Origin of the sequence: Legionella brunensis (assembly GCF_001467025.1) — a bacterium.
In the GTDB taxonomy this organism is placed as follows: Bacteria; Pseudomonadota; Gammaproteobacteria; order Legionellales; family Legionellaceae; genus Tatlockia; species Tatlockia brunensis.
This window is the reverse complement of record NZ_LNXV01000007.1, coordinates 128953-148014: the sequence shown is the minus strand read 5'-3', so window position 1 is coordinate 148014 and position 19062 is coordinate 128953. Positions and strand designations below refer to the sequence as shown.

Here is a 19062-nt window from a genome sequence, read left to right as displayed (position 1 = left end):
TCTTTTTATTCTTACTCATGGGCACCTCTTTTAAGTGTTGAAATTATAACAAGTTAAAAGAGATGACACAGTTATTTAAACACTACCATAAAAAAACAATAGGGGCGTTTTGACAATTCATCCCTACGTGCTGCAACTTGTTCGCGGCATTGTAAGTTAAAGATGAACTTGGCAAATTCTAACTATTTGATTTTAAATCGCGCGCTCGCAGGGACTCGCCCCCCAACACCTTGGTTCGAAGCCCGGCAATTTCAAATTAACTCATTGAATTTATCATATAATTAAATGTCGCCACCCACTACAATCGCAGTACAATGCATGACCGCACTGTACTGATCCCCACTGTAGTGATTTAACTTATCTTTCATAGCCATTTTTGATTTTATTATTCCCCATCTTCGCGGAATGACAACTTATCAATAGGCCTTTAATAAGTCAAAAAATCAAAAATGACTCAAGTCGAGGTTAATCCTATCTTTAAAATTAGTTATGTTTAGAATGTTTAGAATGTCCCTCTTCTTCGGTGTTTCCATCAGGGAGACTGCGTTTTTTCGTGGTTTTAGCAGAAGGCTGCTCAGTAGAAGACGGCGCAGGAGGAAAAAAAGCGTACGGACTAGAAAGGGGGACATTTAATAAATCATCATACAAAGAAAAAAATTGGTTTTGTTGAGTACCGGTATCTACCGCATTAACTGAATTAAAAAGCAAATTGTAATCGCCCATTTTTTGAATAAACTCATTCCGTTTGATAGGATCCGTTGCTATGTTCAAAGCGGCTTCTCTTCCTTCTAAAGAAACATTCTTTAAAAAATTACCGTACGCTTCATCAAACATCGATAAAATTTTATCGCCTGCAATCGCTTGTTCAGATTTTATAAGAAAATCTGTTTCTATTTTATACAAATTCATTGACCTTCGTACTTGATTTTGATGAAAAACTGCGTCTTCTTTACCATGTGGAAAATTTATTCGATTTAAATCGGATATTTGTATACCAAACTCAGTCTGAACCGATGATAATTTATGCTGATCTTGTTCTAGCTGTTTAGACATCGCTACAACCTGTATTCCAGCAGTTTCAAGAGTAAGCAATAGTTGATTATCAGCGTTATAGACTTTAAATTGCAATATCCACTCTTGATGCTTTTTCTCTGTCTCACTATAAGAAGATTTTCTGATTTTAAAATCAACAAAATCAGCTTCGCCCTTTATCACACTCGCCTCATTGCCCTCCAATAAGTCTTTTAGATTAGAGCCTTTAATTGTAATTTTCACTGTGCTTGCTTCTGGGTAATCTCTTAAGCATACTCGTGGAAAAGGATGAGAACAATTTTTAACTAATTTTAGGGGAGCCTGAGTCTCACATCGTTGGAATTCTGTTCGCCAGTATTCTAAGGATTGACTCCTGCTACCTCTATTATCATAATTTTTCCATTCTGCTCTGGATTTATTGCCTTTTCGTCTGTAGATCCACTCTATGTTTGATGTTTCCCTCGTATTCATAGAGGAAATGAAGGGGGGTTCTGCTAAAAATTCATTTTCCTCATCTCTAACCCCTCCTGGCTCTGATGTTGAGAATGGCAAATCAATTTCCTCTTCAGATTGTTCCATCATGTGAAGCGATGTGTCAAAACCTAAATTTCCTGCAGAACTAGGAGATGCTTCTTTACTCCAGCTTAAAAGCTCTTGAATTAAAGCGCTTCCTAAACCAAACTCTTTAAGCTCTTTAAAGGAGAATTCATTTATATGTCCTTTCTCTATTTTATCCCCGAGCTCATCGCTCAATTTTGTCCATATCTCTTTAATTTTTTCTGGTTTATATGTAATTTTTCTTTCTTTTAATCTTTCTTTTAAAAACAATTCAAAATTATCTGCAGTTAAGGAATTAAATAACATATATAACCTTCTCAATAAGTGATTCATTATTTTATGATTCCATTTTTTATCACATTGAATTTATTTTTTCAACAATGTATAAAATAATGACTATACCTCAAAGGTAGGAGGCTCTCCCCAAAGAAGGAGCACTTTAATTGATTCAAAGAAGAGCATATGGGTTTAGAAATTTTGAAAATTATAGGTTAAGAGTTAGAGTGCTGTGTGGATGAGTAAAGTGCCCCCGGATTTGGGGAAGACCCGAAATGCGCTCGGAGGGACTCGAACCAAGGTGTCGGGGGTTCGAGTCCCTCCGAGCGCGGCCATTTAATCAAGCACTTACGTTCATTTTTGTTTGTCGCACCTCTAGTTAGAATTTGCCGATTAATTCTTTGTGAAACCTAAAATCCTTAGGCCATTTTCAATACAGTTTACTACATTGGGTTGTGATAATAAGTATTGTCCTATATGTCTTGTTAGTTGATCTTGAGCGACCCCAAAAGCCTCACTCCATTCGCTTTTCTTAAAATCTCCATGACCTAAATACAGTAAAGCGACCAAGGTTGCTTGTTGGTCAGGTGGTAAGTTATTTATTGTATTAAGCACACTTTGATACCAAGGATCAGATAAAATGTAAGGCGTATCCTTTTCAGTGGTCAATTTAGGGTACTCATCTACTTTTTCTTTAAAGCGTTTTATTTGATCAAGAATATCTCTAACTTTTTGAGGTTCCATATTTAGCATTTTAATTTCTCTTTCTTCCATAATAATTAATTATAGTCTATGTATGTAGAAGGAGGCTTTGTCGCAAAAATATTTGCGGACCAGAAAGGAAGATATTCTGGCTCTACCCCAAATGCAGGGGCACTTTAACCGGATTATAGTAATCTAACTCTTTGATTTCGCAGTCAAAAGAGGGTTAAAGTGCCGAAGAAAGATATTATCCTAAATTTACCTGGTTACTCAATGGTCAAGGTGACAGGAAACAATCCTGTTTTTATTAAAGTAAGTTATAACCAAGTTGTTCGCTGTATCTATTGCAATGGTAAGCGGTTAAGGAAGAAAGATAGTTTTGAGCGAAAGATACGTCATGAGTCGTTAGAAATGCGCTATAGCTATTTATGTATCAAGGCTCATAAGTATCAGTGTTATTCCTGTAAACGCTATTTCAACCAACGTTTTCCAGGGATTGGCAAATACCAACGAGCCACAGAAAGCTTACGTAAAGAAGTATTTCACCGACACACAGAGGGTATAAGCCAAAAGGATTTAGCCCGTCATTTTCACACTGGAAAATCAACAATAGAGCGTTGGTATCATTATGGTTATGAACGACAAGAGAAACGGATTACATCGCCTCTATGTCCTCGGGTATTGGGTATTGATGAACACTCCTTTACAAAGAAGCAGGGCTATATAACCACTTTATGTGATTTAGGTAAGCACAAGGTTTTTGATATTGTTAAAGGTCGTTCTGTGCGGGATTTGGAGAGTTACTTTAAAGCACTGGAAGGCAAAGAGCGTGTACGCGTGGTTTGTATTGATTTAAGTAGTAGCTATCGTGCTTTAGTTAAACGCTACTTTCCTAATGCCAAGATTGTGGCTGATAGATTTCATGTCATCCGTCTCATCAATCAATTAAGTATGCAAACTTTCCATCAAATCAACCCGGCGATGAAGTACCAAAGAGGTACGCCAATGGCTTTGAAGACCAAGCCCGAGAATCTGTCTTTATTGCGTCTGAGTAAACGCAATCGCTATTTGGAACAACAACCCGCGATTGCTGCCATTTATGACTTTAAACACAGTTGCATCAACTATTAACTAAAAAGCACTGCACAGCAAAAGAGTGTAAACGCTTGTTACCGCACTTCTTAGAAATGGTCAAAGAATTGAAACAAAGCGCTTTTCAACACTTAAGAACATTAGGGAATACGTTATTTAAATGGAGAGAGGAAGTCGTTAGAATGCTTCGTTTTACAAAAAACAATGGAATTACTGAAGGGTTTCATCGAAAAATGAAATTGATTCAAAGAAGAGCATATGGGTTTAGAAATTTTGAAAATTATAGGTTAAGAGTTAGAGTGCTGTGTGGATGAGTAAAGTGCCCCCGGATTTGGGGAAGACCCATTAAATGGCGCGCTCGGAGGGACTCGAACCCCCGACACCTTGGTTCGAAGCCAAGTACTCTATCCAGCTGAGCTACGAGCGCAATAGATAACGTAGGGTAAAACTTCTTGTCTTGCCACACTGTTGTCTGGACTTTAGAAACAGCCGTAGCCAGAATGGTGGGCCGTATAGGATTCGAACCTATGACACAGAGGTTAAAAGCCTCCTGCTCTACCGACTGAGCTAACGGCCCTTTACAGGTAAACAATTTTTTAGATCCCGCCATTTTAATTTGGTACATTAAAATGGTGGGCCGTATAGGATTCGAACCTATGACACAGAGGTTAAAAGCCTCCTGCTCTACCGACTGAGCTAACGGCCCTAAAGAGGCTGGAATGATACCCGATTAAGGTAAAATTTCAAGTGTTTTCTGCCTTTTATTTTTCATTAGTGCGCGACCTGTGTATAAATCATCGCTCGTAGCCAACACGCTCCAACCTTCCGTAATCAAACTGCTAATTTTTGATTTAAGAGATGACTTAGGCACAATTAATAATAAAACATCAGCACCCAAAGCTCCACATCCCTTTGCAGCCAATACATTATCCTGTGTTTTGAAAGCTTGGATATGTTTTAAACTATGTGGGGCAATAAGGTTTCGATTCGTCAGCTGTTGTTGGTAATTATTGATAGCCATAATTAATTCTGCGCTATTCTCTTGTTCAAATGCTCTCTTTGCCTGCTCGGAGATAGCAGATAGTTCGTTAATGGAATCTGGCAAAGACATCCTTTGTAAATGATAATGCGTCGCTAATTTCTGCCCGCTATGTAGCAACAAAAAAGCAATATCTTTAAAAACCCAGTCATAAGATTGGGTTTGATTAGTTTGGCGATTGATATAAACACAGCGATTTTGTATCTGCGCTAACACATCATAACCACTTGGCCTAAGACCTTCTCCGCGCCATGCTGACTGGTAATAAGCATCAAGAAGCGCTTTGCGATTTGGAACAATTTGCAGTAAATGACAACTTGCCAAATAAGCACCTATAAATTGTGCACTGGATGCTCCTAAGCCACCTCTTCCTTCATAAGGATCTCGCCATGCTAATCCTTGTATAGGCATACGATGATGCTGCCACCATTGTCCCGCTGGAGACTCAGGATGAATTTCATGCATACGATTATCTTGAGTGAAAGCTAATTCAAAACAAGGGCCTGTTGTTAATATAATAGCTGAACCACCTGCTACAGCAGCATACTCCCCTAACAAAAAAGTTTTAGCAGGAATTTGCCATTTCATGATGCAGTTTGTGCTCTTATTTCAGTTAGAAATTCGCAAGCGTTATTTAAGCTAACTCGTTTATTGATACTCAACCAATTTTGCAAACGCTCTTTTAACATAGGCATTTCACTATCCGTTGCCCCAGCCACCAAGAGCAAGTTGTCAATATGTAATTTCATGTGACCTTGAATGATCCCTTCTGTACATAAAGCTTTGAGCGCCCCCAAATTTTGTACTAAACCTACAGCCGCTAACACGCGCGAAAGATGATTCGCAGATTGAATACCCATCATGCGTAAACAAAGTTTTGCCGTAGGATGAAGCGCTGTCACACCACCAACAGTACCCACAATAATGGGAGCGGTTAATTCACCAGTAAGCACACCCTCTTGGTATCGCCAGCGAGTAATTGCCTGATAATGTCCAGTTCGTGTTGCATAAGCATGAATACCCGCCTCAACTGCTCGCCAATCATTCCCCGTGGCGATTAATACCGGATCGATACCGTTCATGACCCCTTTATTATGGGTAGCAGCACGATAAGGATCAACCTCAGCAAACAAAGACGCCTCTTGTAATCGCTCTCCTAACTCAGAGTCTACTCCGCGGATAGTCACCTTAGCAGTAGTTAATTTCTCATCATTTAAATTCGATAAAATGCACATGGTGACTTGTTCACCAGTGATGTTTTCTATGGGTGTTTTTAAAAACTCAAGAACTTGATTAATAATGTTAGCGCCCATCGCGTCACAGGTGTTCATCATGACATGGATAACAGCCATATCCTTACCATCTTGGCGAGTGATATGTCGTAACTGCAAGTCGATAACCCCTCCCCCGCGCTTAACCATATTAAATGCCACTTCCTCATTCGCTTTTTCAAGTAAAAAGCGCTTATTTTCATGAAAAATGCTAGAAAATCGTGCGAAATCACTTACTTTCGCAATCTGAATTTGACCAAGAATACAATCGCCAGTAACCCAGGTCATAATTTCGCCATGCTGTCTTATCCATTTAGCTGTTTTAGAGAGTGCGGCAATAATTGATGTTTCTTCCACCGCCAAAGGAATCACATAATCTTCCCCATCAATACAAAAATTAGTGGCAACACCTAAAGGAAGCTGAAAATAACCAATAACATTTTCAATTAACTTATCAGCCAGTATCGTTTCTTGAACACCACCATTTAGTAAATATTGAATATCTTCTGCAGTTAAGGCTCCTAAATCTAACAAGCGTTGGAATCGTTCTTCACGTGATAATTTAGAAAACCCCTGGAATAATTGACTTGCTTGACTACTTAGCGGCATGTCTTCTCCTTGAGTTCAGTGAGTATTCGACTACCTGTACAAAACATAGCGACCTTTAATTCATATTCAATCGCCATCATCTGTTCGTAAACGGCTTGAGCATCTTGTAGTGCGGCATCCAACATTGGTTTAGCAAACCCAACAGTACTTGCACCAAGAGCAATTAATTTTGCGGCATCCAATCCATGACGAACTCCCCCAGAGCCCCAAACCTCAAAAGTCGGAGACAAGGATACGGCGTTTTTTACGCTTTGTACGGTATCAACACCCCAATTGCGAAAAGTAATAGCTGCTCTCTGTTGGATGCTACCCTCAGCCGCACGATGACCTTCAATACGCCCCCAATGGGTGCCTCCCAAACCACTAACATCAACGGCCGCAACGCCAATGTCATTCAAACGCGTAAGGGTTGGTAGAGAAAAACCACAACCAGTTTCTTTGATCACAATAGGAATAGGTAATTTCCTAACCAAATCAGCAAGCGCTTGCCAGCAACCTTTGAATAAAGGCGTACCTTCTGGTTGAATTGCTTCTTGCAAAGGATTGCAATGAATTATCAGGGCTTGGGCTTGTAAAGCATCGATTAAACGCTGAAGTTGCGGCAATGGGGCATCAATAACTTGGGCAATTCCCAAATTACTAAACAAAGTTACATTTGGGAAATTTTGCCGCACTACTCGCCATTCACTTACAGCCTGCTTGTCAGTCAATTCGCGTCGTTGCGACCCTACCCCCATCACCCAGTTGCTTTCAGAGCAAGCCTCAATCAAATTGCGATTAATATTAACCGCATCCCGATGTCCTGCAGTCATTGAGCTGACCAAAAACGGTGTAGTAGTAATTTGCCCGAAACGTTGACTGCTGATATTAATCTCAGCAAAATTTAAATCAGGTAATGCTTCATGGGCTAAGAGAATGCTGTCTAAAACATTTAATTCACTTGCCTGATTACTTTCTAACAAAGCTAGCGTGATGTGGTCTTGCTTGCGTTTTTCAAATTGGCTGTAGTTGTCTTGCATGGCCTAATGCTACACCAGAAAAAATGGTGTATATTTTAACATAATTTAATTATTTCAACTAGGAACAATGCTAAGCACCCTATTAGCGAGCGCAAACTCTTTTAAATGCCGAATTAATTAAATAGTTTGTTGCAATAGAATATAAGTTTCATGCAATCGTGTATTAAGGCGCGCGAAAAAATACATTAAATTGTAGAAACCCAATGCCTCATTCTCCAAAGCAGCAAAGCGCGTTGGTTCTGTGGTAATCGCATGCTTAAGGATATCCAGTAAATTGTGTGCAGGAATCATATTTGTAGACTTACTGCCCTGTAAAACTTCGATAATCGTTTGAATATTGTACTGTGTCGTTTTTATAGCAACTTCAATATCTTCTTTTTCCTCTTCATTGAGATAGCTAGACAACCATTGATACGACTCAATGAGATTGGCAAGATACTGGGTGCAGAATAATATTTGCGTCCACAAGCTATTAAAATCCAGTGTATTTAAACGGTGAAAAAGAACTTCATAACGAATTGACAATGCTTTTTTTCGTACCGTATGAAATTCTGCATACAATTGCTCTTTTAAGAATAATTGCCTTTTATACGATTCAGTAAAAATTGCCCCCAGGCTAAGGCTCATTTTTTCTAAATAACTAATTAGAGTTTCCTTAATATTGGTTTTCACAGGTAAGAAAAAAAATCCTACCACCACCGCAATTAAAGCACCTAAAGCAGTTTCTTCAATACGTTGTTTTAACAAAACAAAATTCCAATCCCCGAGAAGTGCGAAAAAGAACACAACAAACCCCGTTAATGTGAAAACAGCAATGAGATTATTAATAGGAATTAAATAAACAGTTAGAAAAATAAAAATTAACAAAATACCCATCACAAAAATTTCATTCGAGGGAATGACAAAAAAATACAAAAAAGTGCCACATAATCCACCCAGAATGGTCATGAGGACACGCTCTATTGATCGTTTAACACTCTCCCCCCAAGTTTGCGCAATCAATGCCATTGCCGTGAGAGTAGACCAGTATCCATGCTCCAAATTAAAATAGCTACTTATCAATTCACTAATGGCAATTGCTATAGCCGCTTGAAATGCCATTCGAGTTGTATTTTTAATTTGCATGGCTAAATTCCAGTAATTTATTAAATTGCTGAATCATAAATCTTAAACTTAAATTTAAGTTTAAGATGGCCATGATTAACCTAGGCTCTGTAATTTTTTCCTGGTTCACCTTTTGTATAAAATTTGCGAAAGAAATTTCAAAAACTTTTGCCCTGACAATATAAGACTCATCCATTTTTGCTGATGCAAACAGTTGTGAAAGCTGCTTGTTAATTAAACTCAAACTTAATCTAATTTCCGGTGACCAAAAATGCTGATATATTCGCAAACTTCGATAAGCCTCAATCATCATCGTATAAGCCTGCGCTAAAGCATATTTACAAATCATCACTTCACCGATTAACCTCTCATGCTGTTCATCAAAAATATCACTTTGGTCAATACTGCGATTACTGGCCAATAAACGATTCATGCTGTCTTTAATACGAAGAAATGTCTGGTGCTCAAAATCTAAGGACAAATTAGGTAATAAAAGATAGCGTCTCATTTCTTTCAAACCTTGGGCAAGATATTTAAAAAAGCGATTGGAATTGTGAATATAGAGGCGCCGATAATTTTCCGGAAATACTACTAACATGACAAAAGCTGAGACAGCCAACCCAGCAATTAAACCATGAATATGTTTCCAGGCTTGTGCTGAGGAATCAAAGGGTAAAATGGTTGCAATAAAACACAGCATCCATATCATCAGAGGAGCCACATGCGTTTGTAAACCAAATCGACGGCAATAATTTACCGTAAAGCCAAGTAACGCCAAGATGATTGCTTTTAAATTGGCTGAGTCACGAATGCTAAGACCTAAACAGAATGAAGCAAAATAAAATAAATCAAATAAAATGATTTGTCCTACACGCCAAGAAAAAGTTTTGGCGAAAGATCCTTGCATCGACATGGCACAAGATACACCGGCCATGGCCCTGACTAAAATTGGCTCATTACGCACGAACCATAGCACCACTAAAATGGCTAATATGGTTTTCGCAGCTTGCTTTAAGCTAAAATAACCAGGATCGATATCCCATAAAAAAGATTGGAAGCGTTTAAAACTAAGCACTTTTATTTAAGTATTTTGCGACAAAGGAAGATTCGTATTATGCTAGGCTATTTCTTAATATGATAGCAAATCATGACTAAGGTAAACCCTACAGCCGAATTAGTCTTCGATGAAGCAAATAATACTTATCTCTGCGAAGGCTCTTGGTCTGTTCTTCACTTAGATGGTTTGTTCAAACGCTTTTATAGTGCAACATTTCCTGAGATAGATGAAATAACCATTAATGGTGGACAACTTACACAATTTGACAGTGCCGGGGCATTAGCCTTACTTCAATGTATCCAAGCTTTGAAAGATAAGGGAAAAAAAGTCGAACTCACACAATTTGAGGAAGAACAACAAGCATTGCTAGAGCTTGTTAAAACAAAACAAGACGCTATAGCGTACAAACCACCCCCATTACCTCGGAAAAACTTCTTTGCCCAAGTTGGCGAAGAAACCATTCACAAACTAAAGCAATTGGATGGTTTTATCATTTTAATTGGGGATTTGAGCTCTAAAATTTTTGAAGCTTTTGGCTATTGGCGCCGTTTCCAGTTACCAAGTATTATTTCCAATATTCACTCAGCAGGGATTAAGGCACTACCCATTGTAGGTTTACTTGCCTTTCTGATTGGTATTGTCCTCGCTTATCAAATGGGATTGCAGTTAAAAACCTATGGGGCTAATATTTTTATCGCGTACTTATCAGGCCTTGCCATTTTTCGTGAATTTGGTCCTCTTATTACAGCCATTATTGTTGCTGGACGCACTAGTTCTGCCTTTACAGCCCAGATCGGTAGCATGAAGATTAATGAAGAAGTTGACGCACTAAAAACCATGGGGTTATCCCCCACGGAGCTACTTGTCATGCCTAAGGTTTTAGCACTGCTCTTTGTTTTCCCTTTACTTATCTTCTGGGCAGACTTTTTTAGCATCTTAGGTGCTTTATACATGTCAAAATGGATGCTTAATGTCAGCTATTCTGATTTTATGGCACGTTTACGAGACACGGTAGGTCTCGACCAATTATTGTTAGGTTTGTACAAAGCACCAGCTTTTGCCATCTTAATTTCCCTGGTGGGCTGTTTTCAAGGATTTAAGGTTGAGGCGGACAATATTGGTAGTCAAACCACGAAAAGCGTTGTTCAAGCCTTATTTTTAATAATTGTTGCAGATGCAACATACTCCATAATTTATAGTTGGTTGAACTTGTAACATGAATGAACCCATCATCGAAATTACAGGATTAAAAAATTATTTAGGTGGGCAATGGGTTCACTCTGATGTGAACCTTACGGTGGAAAAAGGAGAAATTTTTGCCATCATCGGCGGCAGCGGCAGCGGCAAGACAACTATTTTACGTAGCCTTCTCATGCTACTGAAGCCAACAGCCGGCTGCTTAAAAGTCTTTGGTAAGGATATTTCAACGCTGACGAGCAATCAAGCCAATGCTTTGCGGCGACGTTGGGGAATGTTATTTCAGCATAGTGCTCTTTTTTCTGTGATGACAGTGCTAGAAAATATAACTTTCCCTATGCGAGAATTTACAACACTTGAGAAAACCTTTATGGAAGAGCTCGCCATGCTTAAAATTGCCTTGGTGGGATTACCAAAGGAAGCTGCCGGAAAATTTCCCTCCGAGTTAAGCGGCGGAATGCAGCGACGTGCTGCAGCAGCGCGAGCTATTGCAATGGATCCTGAATTATTATTCCTGGATGAACCAACTACAGGACTCGATCCGCGGAGTGCAAGACAATTTGATGAATTGATTGTTTTTTTAAGGGATGCCCTTGATCTGACGATTGTCATGATTAGTCATGACATTGAGTCATTGAAACGCACAACAGATAGGATAGCATTCGTTGGCGAGGGGAAAATATTAGATATTGGACCACTTGATAAGCTTATGCACAATAAGCATCCGTTAATTGCTGAATACTTCAGTAAACTTTAAACTGAAGAAACATAACCAGGGGAGCGTGCTTTTTGGAAGCAAAAACCAACTACACAGTTGTCGGTATTATCGTCCTGATTCTTATAGCAGGCTTGATCGCATCAGCTTTGTGGCTATCGGTCGGCTTCGAGCAAAAAAAATACCTGACTTATGAAGTCTATATGCATGAAGCAGTATCAGGCCTTAGTAATGAGGCCGCAGTAAAATTTAATGGCGTTCAGGTTGGTTTTGTTCGAAAAATTGAATTGAACCAGGATGACCCCCAACAAGTTAAACTTCTACTCAATATTGAAGAAGGAACTCCGATTACCACAAGTACAAGCGCCACATTAATTTCACAAGGAATAACGGGTACTACCTATGTAGGTCTATCGGCAAGTTCGTCCGACCTCACTCCTTTAAAAAAACTCCCAAAGCATCTTTACCCCATCATCCCTTCAAAGCCTTCTTTGTTTCATCAGCTCGATAGTGTACTTAAAGAAGTTTCTGAAAACGTTAATAAAGTTAGTGTTGAAGTTAGCCGCATATTTGATAAAGAAAATGCAGAGTATATTAAGAAAACACTCGCCAACTTTAAAACCGTGACTGATGTGCTCGCTAAAGATAGCGAGCATATTCATCAAAGCTTACAAAGTGCTGATATGTTTTTAAATAACGCCGCCAAGGTTAGTCAACAATTTCCAGCGGTTGTGGCTGATTTGAAAGTCGGTGTACGCAAATTCAATACCATGGCAAACTCTGTTAGTCATGCTGGCGATGAAATAGCAGAAACCATGCAAGCAGGGAAATTGGCAATTAATAAAATTTCGCAGCAAGCAGTTCCGCCGACAGTAGTTTTACTGCGCCGGCTTGATGTCATCGCCGCTAATCTTGAAAAAATCAGTGCACAAATGCGCCAAAATCCTTCCGTTATTATCCGCGGAACCAAGCCACCCAAAAATGGACCAGGAGAGTAATTGTGAAAAAATATAGTTTGATTTTACTTGCCTGCATGCAAATTCTCTTGATGGGTTGCTCTGTAAAACCGTTGGTTACTGATCAATACAAACTGGGAGCTTTTAGTAAACAACAATTGTCAAAACAACCATCTAGTCATTCCATTTTCGTTAATACTCCTGATGCTGTTGCTGGTTATCAAGGCGAAGAAATGTTATATACCGACAAAGCTTACGAATTAACACCTTTTGTCCATAGCACCTGGGTGGACCAACCTGCAGAAATGCTTTTGCCTCTTCTTGTCCAAAGTTTACAACGCAGTGGGTATTTTCGTGTAGTGGCCTCAAGTCCTGGGGCTGAGATAGCTGAGTATCGTCTTGATACGCAATTAATCGAGTTACAACAAAATTTTTTAACAAAACCAAGTAAAATCAAATTTGTTATCAAAGTTGTATTAGTTCAGGTAGAAGATAATCATGTAGTGGCTTCAAGAATTTTCAGCCATCTAGTGCCTTGCCCAGCAGATACACCCTATGGCGGCGTTATCGCCGCGAATCGCGCGACGGAATTATTCACTGCAGAGCTTACCAAGTTTGTAGTGAGACAGATTAGCAAGGATCATTAGTTTGATGATTTGCACTTAAATACCAGAGACAATAGCGAAATACAGAAAACAATTGTACAATGAGCCGCCATTGTGGCGCTTTGACGTAAAAAATAGTTGCCAAAACATCGTGTCTTTATTTTTATACGTTGAAAATAGAAAATTTTTTTCAGGTTTAAATAATTAGTAATTCGAATAAAAAGGAGAATAAGAGGATGAAAGCCAGATCGTTTTTAAAGTTGGGACTTGTTGCCGCCAGCGTAGTGCTGCTCGCATCCTGCTCAAAAACACCAGGTAGTGCTGATGGCATGGGTGGTGCTGGCGGAGCATCTGCTCATGGTCTGGGACAGTTAGGTCGTTTTGCTGGTCAAGAGCCTGGTGAATCATATACAACTCAAGCACCACATAATCAAATTTATCTATTTTCTTATGATGATAGTTCATTTAATCCAAAATATACTGCTTCTCTTAACGCACAATCTGAATACTTAAAAACTCACCCAGGTGCACGCGTTTTGCTGGCTGGTCACACAGATGAGCGCGGTAGTCGTGAATACAACATCGCCCTCGGAGAGCGCCGTGCTGATACCGTTGCCGAATTAATGCGTATGGCTGGTGTAGGTAGAAATCAAATTCGAGTTGTAAGTTACGGTAAGGAGCGTCCTGCTAACTTCGGTCATGACGAAGGTTCTCACATGCAAAATCGTCGTGTCGAGCTAACTTATGAGGCTACCCGATGATTAAATCCCATCGACTTCTACTTTGCTTATGCTTCACCTGGATTGTTTCTTCTCAGGTTTTTGCCGAGGCACCCGTAGTTGATGATAGCGAAAATTTTGCGATTTTGGATGAACAGGCCGCTACAGAGCAGCCTGTTGCCAAAGCTCAGTTGGAAGATATTGACAACGAGGAAGAGATTGCTCTTGCGCAAGATAATCGTACTAGTAACGATGCTAACGCAGGATTACTTGATAAATTGCAAGGGATGCAGCAAGAGCTTCAAGAGTTACGAGGACAGTTAGAAGTACAAGCTCACGATTTAAAATTATTACAACAACAACAATTAGCTTTCTATAAAGATCTGGATGCTCGCCTACGAAGCAGTAATCCTGGTAAATCGGCTCAAGCGACGCAAGCAATCCCTGAAGATAAACCAACAGCGTTATCTATTGATGACTCCACAGCAGCCAAAACGTCAACTCTCCCAGTCGAAAGCACGGTCAAGTCCAGTACACCCAAAGAAAATATTAGCGTCCAACCTGTAAACCATGCCTCTCGTGGCAATCCAGCTGATGAGCAAATAAGCTATCTTGCTGCTTACGATTTAGTTAAAACCAAACGTTTTGATGAGGCCTTAAAAGCAATGCAGACTTTTGTGACCCATTATCCACAAGGTGGTTACACAGCTAATGCACAATATTGGCTAGGTGAGCTTTATTTAGTTAAAAATAATTATTCTAAGGCTATCGAGCATTTTGAGATTGTTTTAAAACAATTTCCTTCATCAAGTAAAGCAGCAGCCAGTACTTTAAAAATTGGCTATGCACTCGCGGCTTCCGGTAAAATTGAAGATGCAAGAATGCGCTTACAAGAAGTTCTTAGAAATTACCCCGATACACCAACCGCACAATTAGCCACTATAAAACTAGAGTCCTTAGGCGTTTCATGAAACAAAGTAGTACTCAGCAATTACGCATTACAGAAATATTTCATTCATTGCAAGGCGAATCGGTTACCGTGGGTTTACCCACGGTATTTGTCCGCTTAACTGGTTGCCCATTGCGTTGCCAGTATTGCGATACCGCTTATGCCTTTAGCGGCGGAGAAATCCTTGCTATTAATGCAATTTTGGAAAAAATAGCCTCTTATGACTGTAACTATGTCTGTGTTACAGGTGGAGAGCCTTTAGCTCAACCAGGGTGTATTACCTTGCTTCATGAATTATGTGATGCAGGTTATAACGTCTCTTTAGAAACCAGCGGCGCACGCGATTTAAGCCAAGTTGATAAGCGCGTCATGATTGTGATGGATTTAAAAACACCTGACTCAGGCGAAGCAAGCAAAAATTTATTTAGCAATTTGACTTATTTAAAAGCAACCGATCAAATTAAGTTCGTACTCTGTAGCCGTGAAGATTACGAATGGGCTTGCCAAATTATGACAGAATATAATTTGTCACAACGGACACAAATTTTGTTTTCGCCTAGCTGGAATCAATTAAACCCAACGGCACTTGCCGATTGGATAGTCGTCGATAAATTACCAGTCAGATTTCAGCTGCAACTTCATAAGATTCTGTGGAATGATACTCCTGGCCATTAAAAAATACAGGGTAACTTCAGAGCAGGAATTATTAGAACTCTTCCAGAACTCCTGCAAAGCAGCAAATGAGAAGAGGAGATACAGAACAGTGTTAAAGAGGAACTATTATCATCACGCGACTTGCTCGTAGGATGCTATTATAATTTTGCAGTATCTAGAAAATTAGCGTAAACAGGATTGTTAAGGTGAACACCTAAGAGGAGATCAATTATGCAGTGGTTTTCACAAGCACCATCAAATATTGCCTTGATTAAATACATGGGTAAAAAAGATGAGGTTCACAATATACCGGATAATGCTTCTCTATCTTATACCTTAAATAATCTTTTAAGTAGTGTGGTGCTTGAAACAACAAGTGGCCGGAAAGACTTTTGGGAACCATTAGAGATACCCGGAGCCGGGACTTTCATATTGTCTCCATCGGCACAAAACCGTTTTTTGGAGCATTTGGCTCGTCTTAAAGAGTATTTTCTATTTAGTGGTGCTTTTATTGTTCGCTCTTCAAATAACTTCCCTCATAGTAGCGGCCTTGCAAGTTCTGCCTCAAGTTTCGCAGCACTTACCAAATGTGGTATGTTAGCGTTGAGCGAATTGACTAATAAACCACTGCCATCCATTGAAATACAAGCGCAACTAAGTCGTTTGGGTTCAGGTTCTTCTTGCCGCTCTTTTTTTTCTCCATGGGCTCTTTGGCAGGAAGATAACGTTACTGCCGTTGATTTGCCCTATAAAGACTTGGAACATCAAGTAATTGTCATTAGTCATGAGGAAAAGAAAGTATCTTCGAAAGAAGCACACCGACGTGTCAAAACAAGCAGTCATTATCCAACTCGTAGTCAGCGGGCTACTGAAAATTTAAAAGTATTACTCACAGCACTTGAAGTACAAGATTGGAAAAGTGCTTATCAAATCTGTTGGCGTGAATTTCAAGATATGCATCAGTTATTTATGAACTGTACAGAACCCTTCTCCTATATGACTGAACAAACACATCAAGCTTTGCATAGTTTGCAAGACCTATGGCAACGCGAGGGCGATGGACCATTAGTAACCATGGATGCTGGTCCTAATATTCATCTACTATATCGTCCTGAGCAAGCTGAAATGGCAATGCAATTTAAACGAGATCATTTAGTTGGTAATTACGATGTCCTATGATTTTCAAACTACCACCCATGGCAAGTGGATTCTCGCTGGTGAACACGCAGTTCTTCGCGGGCACGGAGCTCTTGTTTTCCCTATCCCAGGGAAAACATTAACTTTAAGTTATAAGCGCACCAACTCTAAATTAAGTGCTGATTATGAAGGACACAATAGCGCTGATATCCATTTGCTATTTTGGAGCGTTTTAGAACAAGGCCAGCAATTACTTGGCAAATCTCTCAACACTTTGAGTGGTCATTTTCATCTCTACAATGATATTCCTATTGGTGTTGGTATGGGGGCATCTGCAGCCCTCTGTGTGGCTATGGCTCGCTGGTTTGCAGCAACAGGGATGTTAACGCAAGAGTCAATTTATTCTTTTGCAAAAAAACTGGAAAATTTATTTCATGGCAAAAGTAGTGGTCTTGATATTGCAGGAGTTGCTGCGGAGTCAGGCACTTATTTTAAACAAGGCGACATTACACCCATTCAACAAGCTTGGCAGCCACACTGGTTCCTTTCATCTTGTGGTCAAATTGGCATTACATCTCATTGCATCAATCAAGTCCAGGAGTTATGGGATAACGATGAAACAAGGGCACAACGAATTGACCAAACAATGCATGACAGCGTCATGAAAGCTTACCTAGCCCTGGAGCAAAATCATACTACCTCGCTAGCTAATTTAGCCGAAGCCATACAAGAAGCTGCAGATTGCTTCAAAACCTGGGGGCTCATTAGCGAAACCCTGCAACAGCATATGCAAAAACTACTTGATGCAGGCGCGTTAGCCGTCAAACCAACAGGCTCAGGGGGCGGTGGCTACGTTTTGAGTTTATGGAACAAGCCACCTTCTGTGATGGCAATTGATTTAATTGCAGTTTAAATGCCCATTTTTAGGCGTTCTTGATTTTTACCCGATCATTGCTTAATTATTAAGTTAGCAGGAAGTCTATTTGCTTTTATTTAAGTGAAGCTGTAATGAGATATGCATTAACTGGTGAGGAGGCACGCGAAGCTTTCGAAAAAATTGCGAAAGCTAATCTATCAAAGTCAGAACAAGATGAGTTTAACAAAAAAATTCAACAGGTTGCATTTGACATGCAAATTGCAATAAAAAAATGTGAACTTGACTCACTTCCAGAATTTGTTAAAAGCTCTAATTCCACGCTATACACAAATGAGCTACGTAGAGCACCTGAACCCTCACCAATGAAAAAAAGTAAGGAACAAAATCAATTTTTTAAAGATATTCATCAAGTTACACTAGAAAATGGTTCATCATTTTATGTCATGCTCAATGGAATAGGTGGTCGGTTTGTTTCGGATAACTGGACAAAAGAAAGTATTGATAAATGTGCAGAAATGGCAGCAAAACTAGGGGGGCAGTTTAACATGATCCCCTCTGGGGAACCAGGTTCATTTCCTGATCACTTACGGGCATACGCTACACAAGCCTATGCAAAGCATGGAATTCATCTCCCCGATCCAACCCCTCCTACAGCGCAGCAGATAGAGCAATCAAGGCAGAGATATGAAGCTTTAGAAGGCTCGAATAATACACAAATGATGATGAAAAAAGAGTTATCAGGATTACGCCAAGAACAAAGTATGGCAGAATTAGCTCAAGTATCTGATAGAGAACAGGGTCAGGATAAGTCTGGAATGACCCCATTTTCCATAGAGCCCAAGCCAACAAAATAGTGCATTATTGTAGCAATGATGACATTAGATGAACTAGACTCTATATTTTTTTAACAAACTCCGACTTTAATTTCATCGCACCAATGCCATCAATTTTGCAATCGATGTCATGATCACCATCAACTAATCTAATGTTTTTGACTTTAGTACCTACCTTCACAACCAATGAGGAGCCTTTGACTTTTAAGTCTTTAATCACTGTAACCGTATCGCCATCTTGTAGTACATTCCCATTCGCGTCTTTGATAACACGTACACTGTCAGTTAGATTTTCTACCGTATCTTTTGCCCACTCATGGGAACATTCAGGACAAATAAAAAGCGCACCATCTTCATAGGTATATTCTGAATTACATTTTGGACATTGAGGTAAGGCATTCATGATTCATTCCTATTTCTATAGAATTGATTATTGCCCAATAATATCATTGAGCGGAAGTGTTATTCACTAGTTAATTAGATAAGTTATTTTGATTCTTTTCTATTTCATGATTTCTTTTTAAAACCGCATCAGTTTGTGATATTTGAGTTTTATGCATTTTCTCTTAGCAATCATCTCCAAAAGTATTTTCGGTCCACTCTAATATTTGTTCAGTTGTATACATGCAATATTTACATAAAACCTTCTACAGCCAAATAG

The 19062-nt window shown here is 39.4% G+C and carries 18 protein-coding genes, 3 tRNA genes and 2 pseudogenes; 12 read left to right on the top strand and 11 right to left on the bottom strand.

Annotation, left to right across the window (positions count from 1 at the left end):
• Positions 1-483: 483 nt before the first annotated feature.
• Positions 484-1860 (bottom strand): hypothetical protein, encoded by a 1377-nt coding sequence (locus tag Lbru_RS05165; protein WP_238583822.1) that lies wholly within the window; start codon positions 1858-1860, stop codon positions 484-486.
• Between the two features lie 173 nt (positions 1861-2033).
• On the opposite strand from Lbru_RS05165, the pseudogene Lbru_RS18020 reads away from it, so the two are divergent.
• A pseudogene (locus tag Lbru_RS18020) lies at positions 2034-2108 on the top strand (transposase); the annotation flags it as partial.
• A 151-nt stretch (positions 2109-2259) separates the two neighbouring features.
• Here the strand turns inward: Lbru_RS18020 and Lbru_RS05160 are convergent.
• Positions 2260-2640 carry a DUF3775 domain-containing protein gene (locus Lbru_RS05160; RefSeq protein ID WP_238583821.1) on the bottom strand — a complete coding sequence of 127 codons (381 nt, stop codon included), beginning with the start codon at positions 2638-2640 and terminating at the stop codon, positions 2260-2262.
• A gap of 159 nt (positions 2641-2799) precedes the next feature.
• On the opposite strand from Lbru_RS05160, the pseudogene Lbru_RS05155 reads away from it, so the two are divergent.
• A pseudogene (locus Lbru_RS05155) lies at positions 2800-3974 on the top strand (ISL3 family transposase).
• A gap of 36 nt (positions 3975-4010) precedes the next feature.
• Here Lbru_RS05155 and Lbru_RS05150 read toward each other — a convergent pair.
• The 8 genes from Lbru_RS05150 to Lbru_RS05115 all read right to left on the bottom strand — a co-directional run bounded on the left by Lbru_RS05150 (position 4011) and on the right by Lbru_RS05115 (position 9777).
• Positions 4011-4087 (bottom strand) — tRNA-Arg (locus tag Lbru_RS05150).
• A 74-nt stretch (positions 4088-4161) separates the two neighbouring features.
• Positions 4162-4237 (bottom strand) — tRNA-Lys (locus Lbru_RS05145).
• Positions 4238-4290: 53 nt separating this feature from the next.
• Positions 4291-4366: transfer RNA gene (locus tag Lbru_RS05140), tRNA-Lys, on the bottom strand.
• A gap of 24 nt (positions 4367-4390) precedes the next feature.
• The gene (locus Lbru_RS05135) at positions 4391-5287 is read right to left on the bottom strand and encodes a mevalonate kinase family protein (protein WP_058441119.1); all 897 of its coding nucleotides are present in this window, start codon (positions 5285-5287) and stop codon (positions 4391-4393) included.
• Positions 5284-6579 carry a hydroxymethylglutaryl-CoA reductase, degradative gene (locus Lbru_RS05130; RefSeq protein ID WP_058441118.1) on the bottom strand — a complete coding sequence of 432 codons (1296 nt, stop codon included), beginning with the start codon at positions 6577-6579 and terminating at the stop codon, positions 5284-5286. The genes Lbru_RS05135 and Lbru_RS05130 overlap by 4 nt, the downstream gene beginning before the upstream one ends.
• Positions 6570-7598 carry a type 2 isopentenyl-diphosphate Delta-isomerase gene (gene fni, locus Lbru_RS05125; RefSeq protein ID WP_058441117.1) on the bottom strand — a complete coding sequence of 343 codons (1029 nt, stop codon included), beginning with the start codon at positions 7596-7598 and terminating at the stop codon, positions 6570-6572. The genes Lbru_RS05130 and fni overlap by 10 nt, the downstream gene beginning before the upstream one ends.
• Positions 7599-7715: 117 nt before the next feature.
• Complete coding sequence (locus Lbru_RS05120) at positions 7716-8723, bottom strand: FUSC family protein (RefSeq protein WP_058441116.1); 1008 nt, start codon at positions 8721-8723, stop codon at positions 7716-7718.
• A complete protein-coding gene (locus Lbru_RS05115) occupies positions 8713-9777 on the bottom strand; it encodes a hypothetical protein (protein ID WP_058441115.1) in 1065 nt (354 codons plus the stop codon). The genes Lbru_RS05120 and Lbru_RS05115 overlap by 11 nt, the downstream gene beginning before the upstream one ends.
• Positions 9778-9849: 72 nt before the next feature.
• Between Lbru_RS05115 and Lbru_RS05110 the strand changes: the two genes are divergently transcribed.
• From Lbru_RS05110 to Lbru_RS05065, 10 genes are all read left to right on the top strand, one after another.
• Positions 9850-10974 carry an MlaE family ABC transporter permease gene (locus tag Lbru_RS05110; protein WP_058441114.1) on the top strand — a complete coding sequence of 375 codons (1125 nt, stop codon included), beginning with the start codon at positions 9850-9852 and terminating at the stop codon, positions 10972-10974.
• Between the two features lies 1 nt (position 10975).
• Positions 10976-11713 carry an ABC transporter ATP-binding protein gene (locus Lbru_RS05105; RefSeq protein WP_058441113.1) on the top strand — a complete coding sequence of 246 codons (738 nt, stop codon included), beginning with the start codon at positions 10976-10978 and terminating at the stop codon, positions 11711-11713.
• A 32-nt stretch (positions 11714-11745) separates the two neighbouring features.
• Positions 11746-12669, top strand: coding sequence for an MlaD family protein (locus Lbru_RS05100; RefSeq protein WP_058441112.1), 924 nt, complete (start codon positions 11746-11748; stop codon positions 12667-12669).
• A gap of 2 nt (positions 12670-12671) precedes the next feature.
• Positions 12672-13274 carry an ABC-type transport auxiliary lipoprotein family protein gene (locus tag Lbru_RS05095; RefSeq protein ID WP_420795309.1) on the top strand — a complete coding sequence of 201 codons (603 nt, stop codon included), beginning with the start codon at positions 12672-12674 and terminating at the stop codon, positions 13272-13274.
• Positions 13275-13468: 194 nt separating this feature from the next.
• The gene (gene pal, locus Lbru_RS05090; protein WP_058441111.1) at positions 13469-13993 is read left to right on the top strand and encodes a peptidoglycan-associated lipoprotein Pal; all 525 of its coding nucleotides are present in this window, start codon (positions 13469-13471) and stop codon (positions 13991-13993) included.
• Positions 13990-14922 (top strand): tol-pal system protein YbgF, encoded by a 933-nt coding sequence (gene ybgF, locus Lbru_RS05085; protein WP_058441110.1) that lies wholly within the window; start codon positions 13990-13992, stop codon positions 14920-14922. The genes pal and ybgF overlap by 4 nt, the downstream gene beginning before the upstream one ends.
• Positions 14919-15575: a 7-carboxy-7-deazaguanine synthase QueE gene (queE, locus tag Lbru_RS05080; RefSeq protein WP_058441109.1), complete on the top strand. Its 657-nt coding sequence runs from the start codon at positions 14919-14921 to the stop codon at positions 15573-15575. Before ybgF ends, queE begins: the two co-directional genes overlap by 4 nt.
• A gap of 210 nt (positions 15576-15785) precedes the next feature.
• Entirely contained in the window at positions 15786-16733 is a 948-nt protein-coding gene (locus Lbru_RS05075; RefSeq protein WP_058441108.1) for a diphosphomevalonate decarboxylase, read from the top strand.
• Entirely contained in the window at positions 16723-17604 is an 882-nt protein-coding gene (locus tag Lbru_RS05070; protein ID WP_058441107.1) for a mevalonate kinase family protein, read from the top strand. Before Lbru_RS05075 ends, Lbru_RS05070 begins: the two co-directional genes overlap by 11 nt.
• A gap of 95 nt (positions 17605-17699) precedes the next feature.
• Positions 17700-18422, top strand: a complete 723-nt coding sequence (locus tag Lbru_RS05065) for a hypothetical protein (protein ID WP_058441106.1) — start codon at positions 17700-17702, stop codon at positions 18420-18422.
• A gap of 40 nt (positions 18423-18462) precedes the next feature.
• Here the strand turns inward: Lbru_RS05065 and Lbru_RS05060 are convergent, their stop codons facing one another.
• Positions 18463-18804, bottom strand: coding sequence for a zinc ribbon domain-containing protein YjdM (locus Lbru_RS05060; RefSeq protein ID WP_058441105.1), 342 nt, complete (start codon positions 18802-18804; stop codon positions 18463-18465).
• Between the last annotated feature and the right edge of the window lie 258 nt (positions 18805-19062).

Excerpts from the sequence above, each read along its gene's own strand:
- Lbru_RS05160 (WP_238583821.1), bottom strand. The coding sequence starts at position 2,640 with ATGGAAGAAAGAGAAATTAAAATGCTAAATATGGAACCTCAAAAAGTT.
- Lbru_RS05135 (WP_058441119.1), bottom strand. The coding sequence starts at position 5,287 with ATGAAATGGCAAATTCCTGCTAAAACTTTTTTGTTAGGGGAGTATGCT.
- Lbru_RS05130 (WP_058441118.1), bottom strand. The coding sequence starts at position 6,579 with ATGCCGCTAAGTAGTCAAGCAAGTCAATTATTCCAGGGGTTTTCTAAA.
- fni (WP_058441117.1), bottom strand. The coding sequence starts at position 7,598 with ATGCAAGACAACTACAGCCAATTTGAAAAACGCAAGCAAGACCACATC.
- Lbru_RS05120 (WP_058441116.1), bottom strand. The coding sequence starts at position 8,723 with ATGCAAATTAAAAATACAACTCGAATGGCATTTCAAGCGGCTATAGCA.
- Lbru_RS05110 (WP_058441114.1), top strand. The coding sequence starts at position 9,850 with ATGACTAAGGTAAACCCTACAGCCGAATTAGTCTTCGATGAAGCAAAT.
- Lbru_RS05105 (WP_058441113.1), top strand. The coding sequence starts at position 10,976 with ATGAATGAACCCATCATCGAAATTACAGGATTAAAAAATTATTTAGGT.
- pal (WP_058441111.1), top strand. The coding sequence starts at position 13,469 with ATGAAAGCCAGATCGTTTTTAAAGTTGGGACTTGTTGCCGCCAGCGTA.
- ybgF (WP_058441110.1), top strand. The coding sequence starts at position 13,990 with ATGATTAAATCCCATCGACTTCTACTTTGCTTATGCTTCACCTGGATT.
- queE (WP_058441109.1), top strand. The coding sequence starts at position 14,919 with ATGAAACAAAGTAGTACTCAGCAATTACGCATTACAGAAATATTTCAT.
- Lbru_RS05075 (WP_058441108.1), top strand. The coding sequence starts at position 15,786 with ATGCAGTGGTTTTCACAAGCACCATCAAATATTGCCTTGATTAAATAC.
- Lbru_RS05070 (WP_058441107.1), top strand. The coding sequence starts at position 16,723 with ATGTCCTATGATTTTCAAACTACCACCCATGGCAAGTGGATTCTCGCT.
- Lbru_RS05065 (WP_058441106.1), top strand. The coding sequence starts at position 17,700 with ATGAGATATGCATTAACTGGTGAGGAGGCACGCGAAGCTTTCGAAAAA.
- Lbru_RS05060 (WP_058441105.1), bottom strand. The coding sequence starts at position 18,804 with ATGAATGCCTTACCTCAATGTCCAAAATGTAATTCAGAATATACCTAT.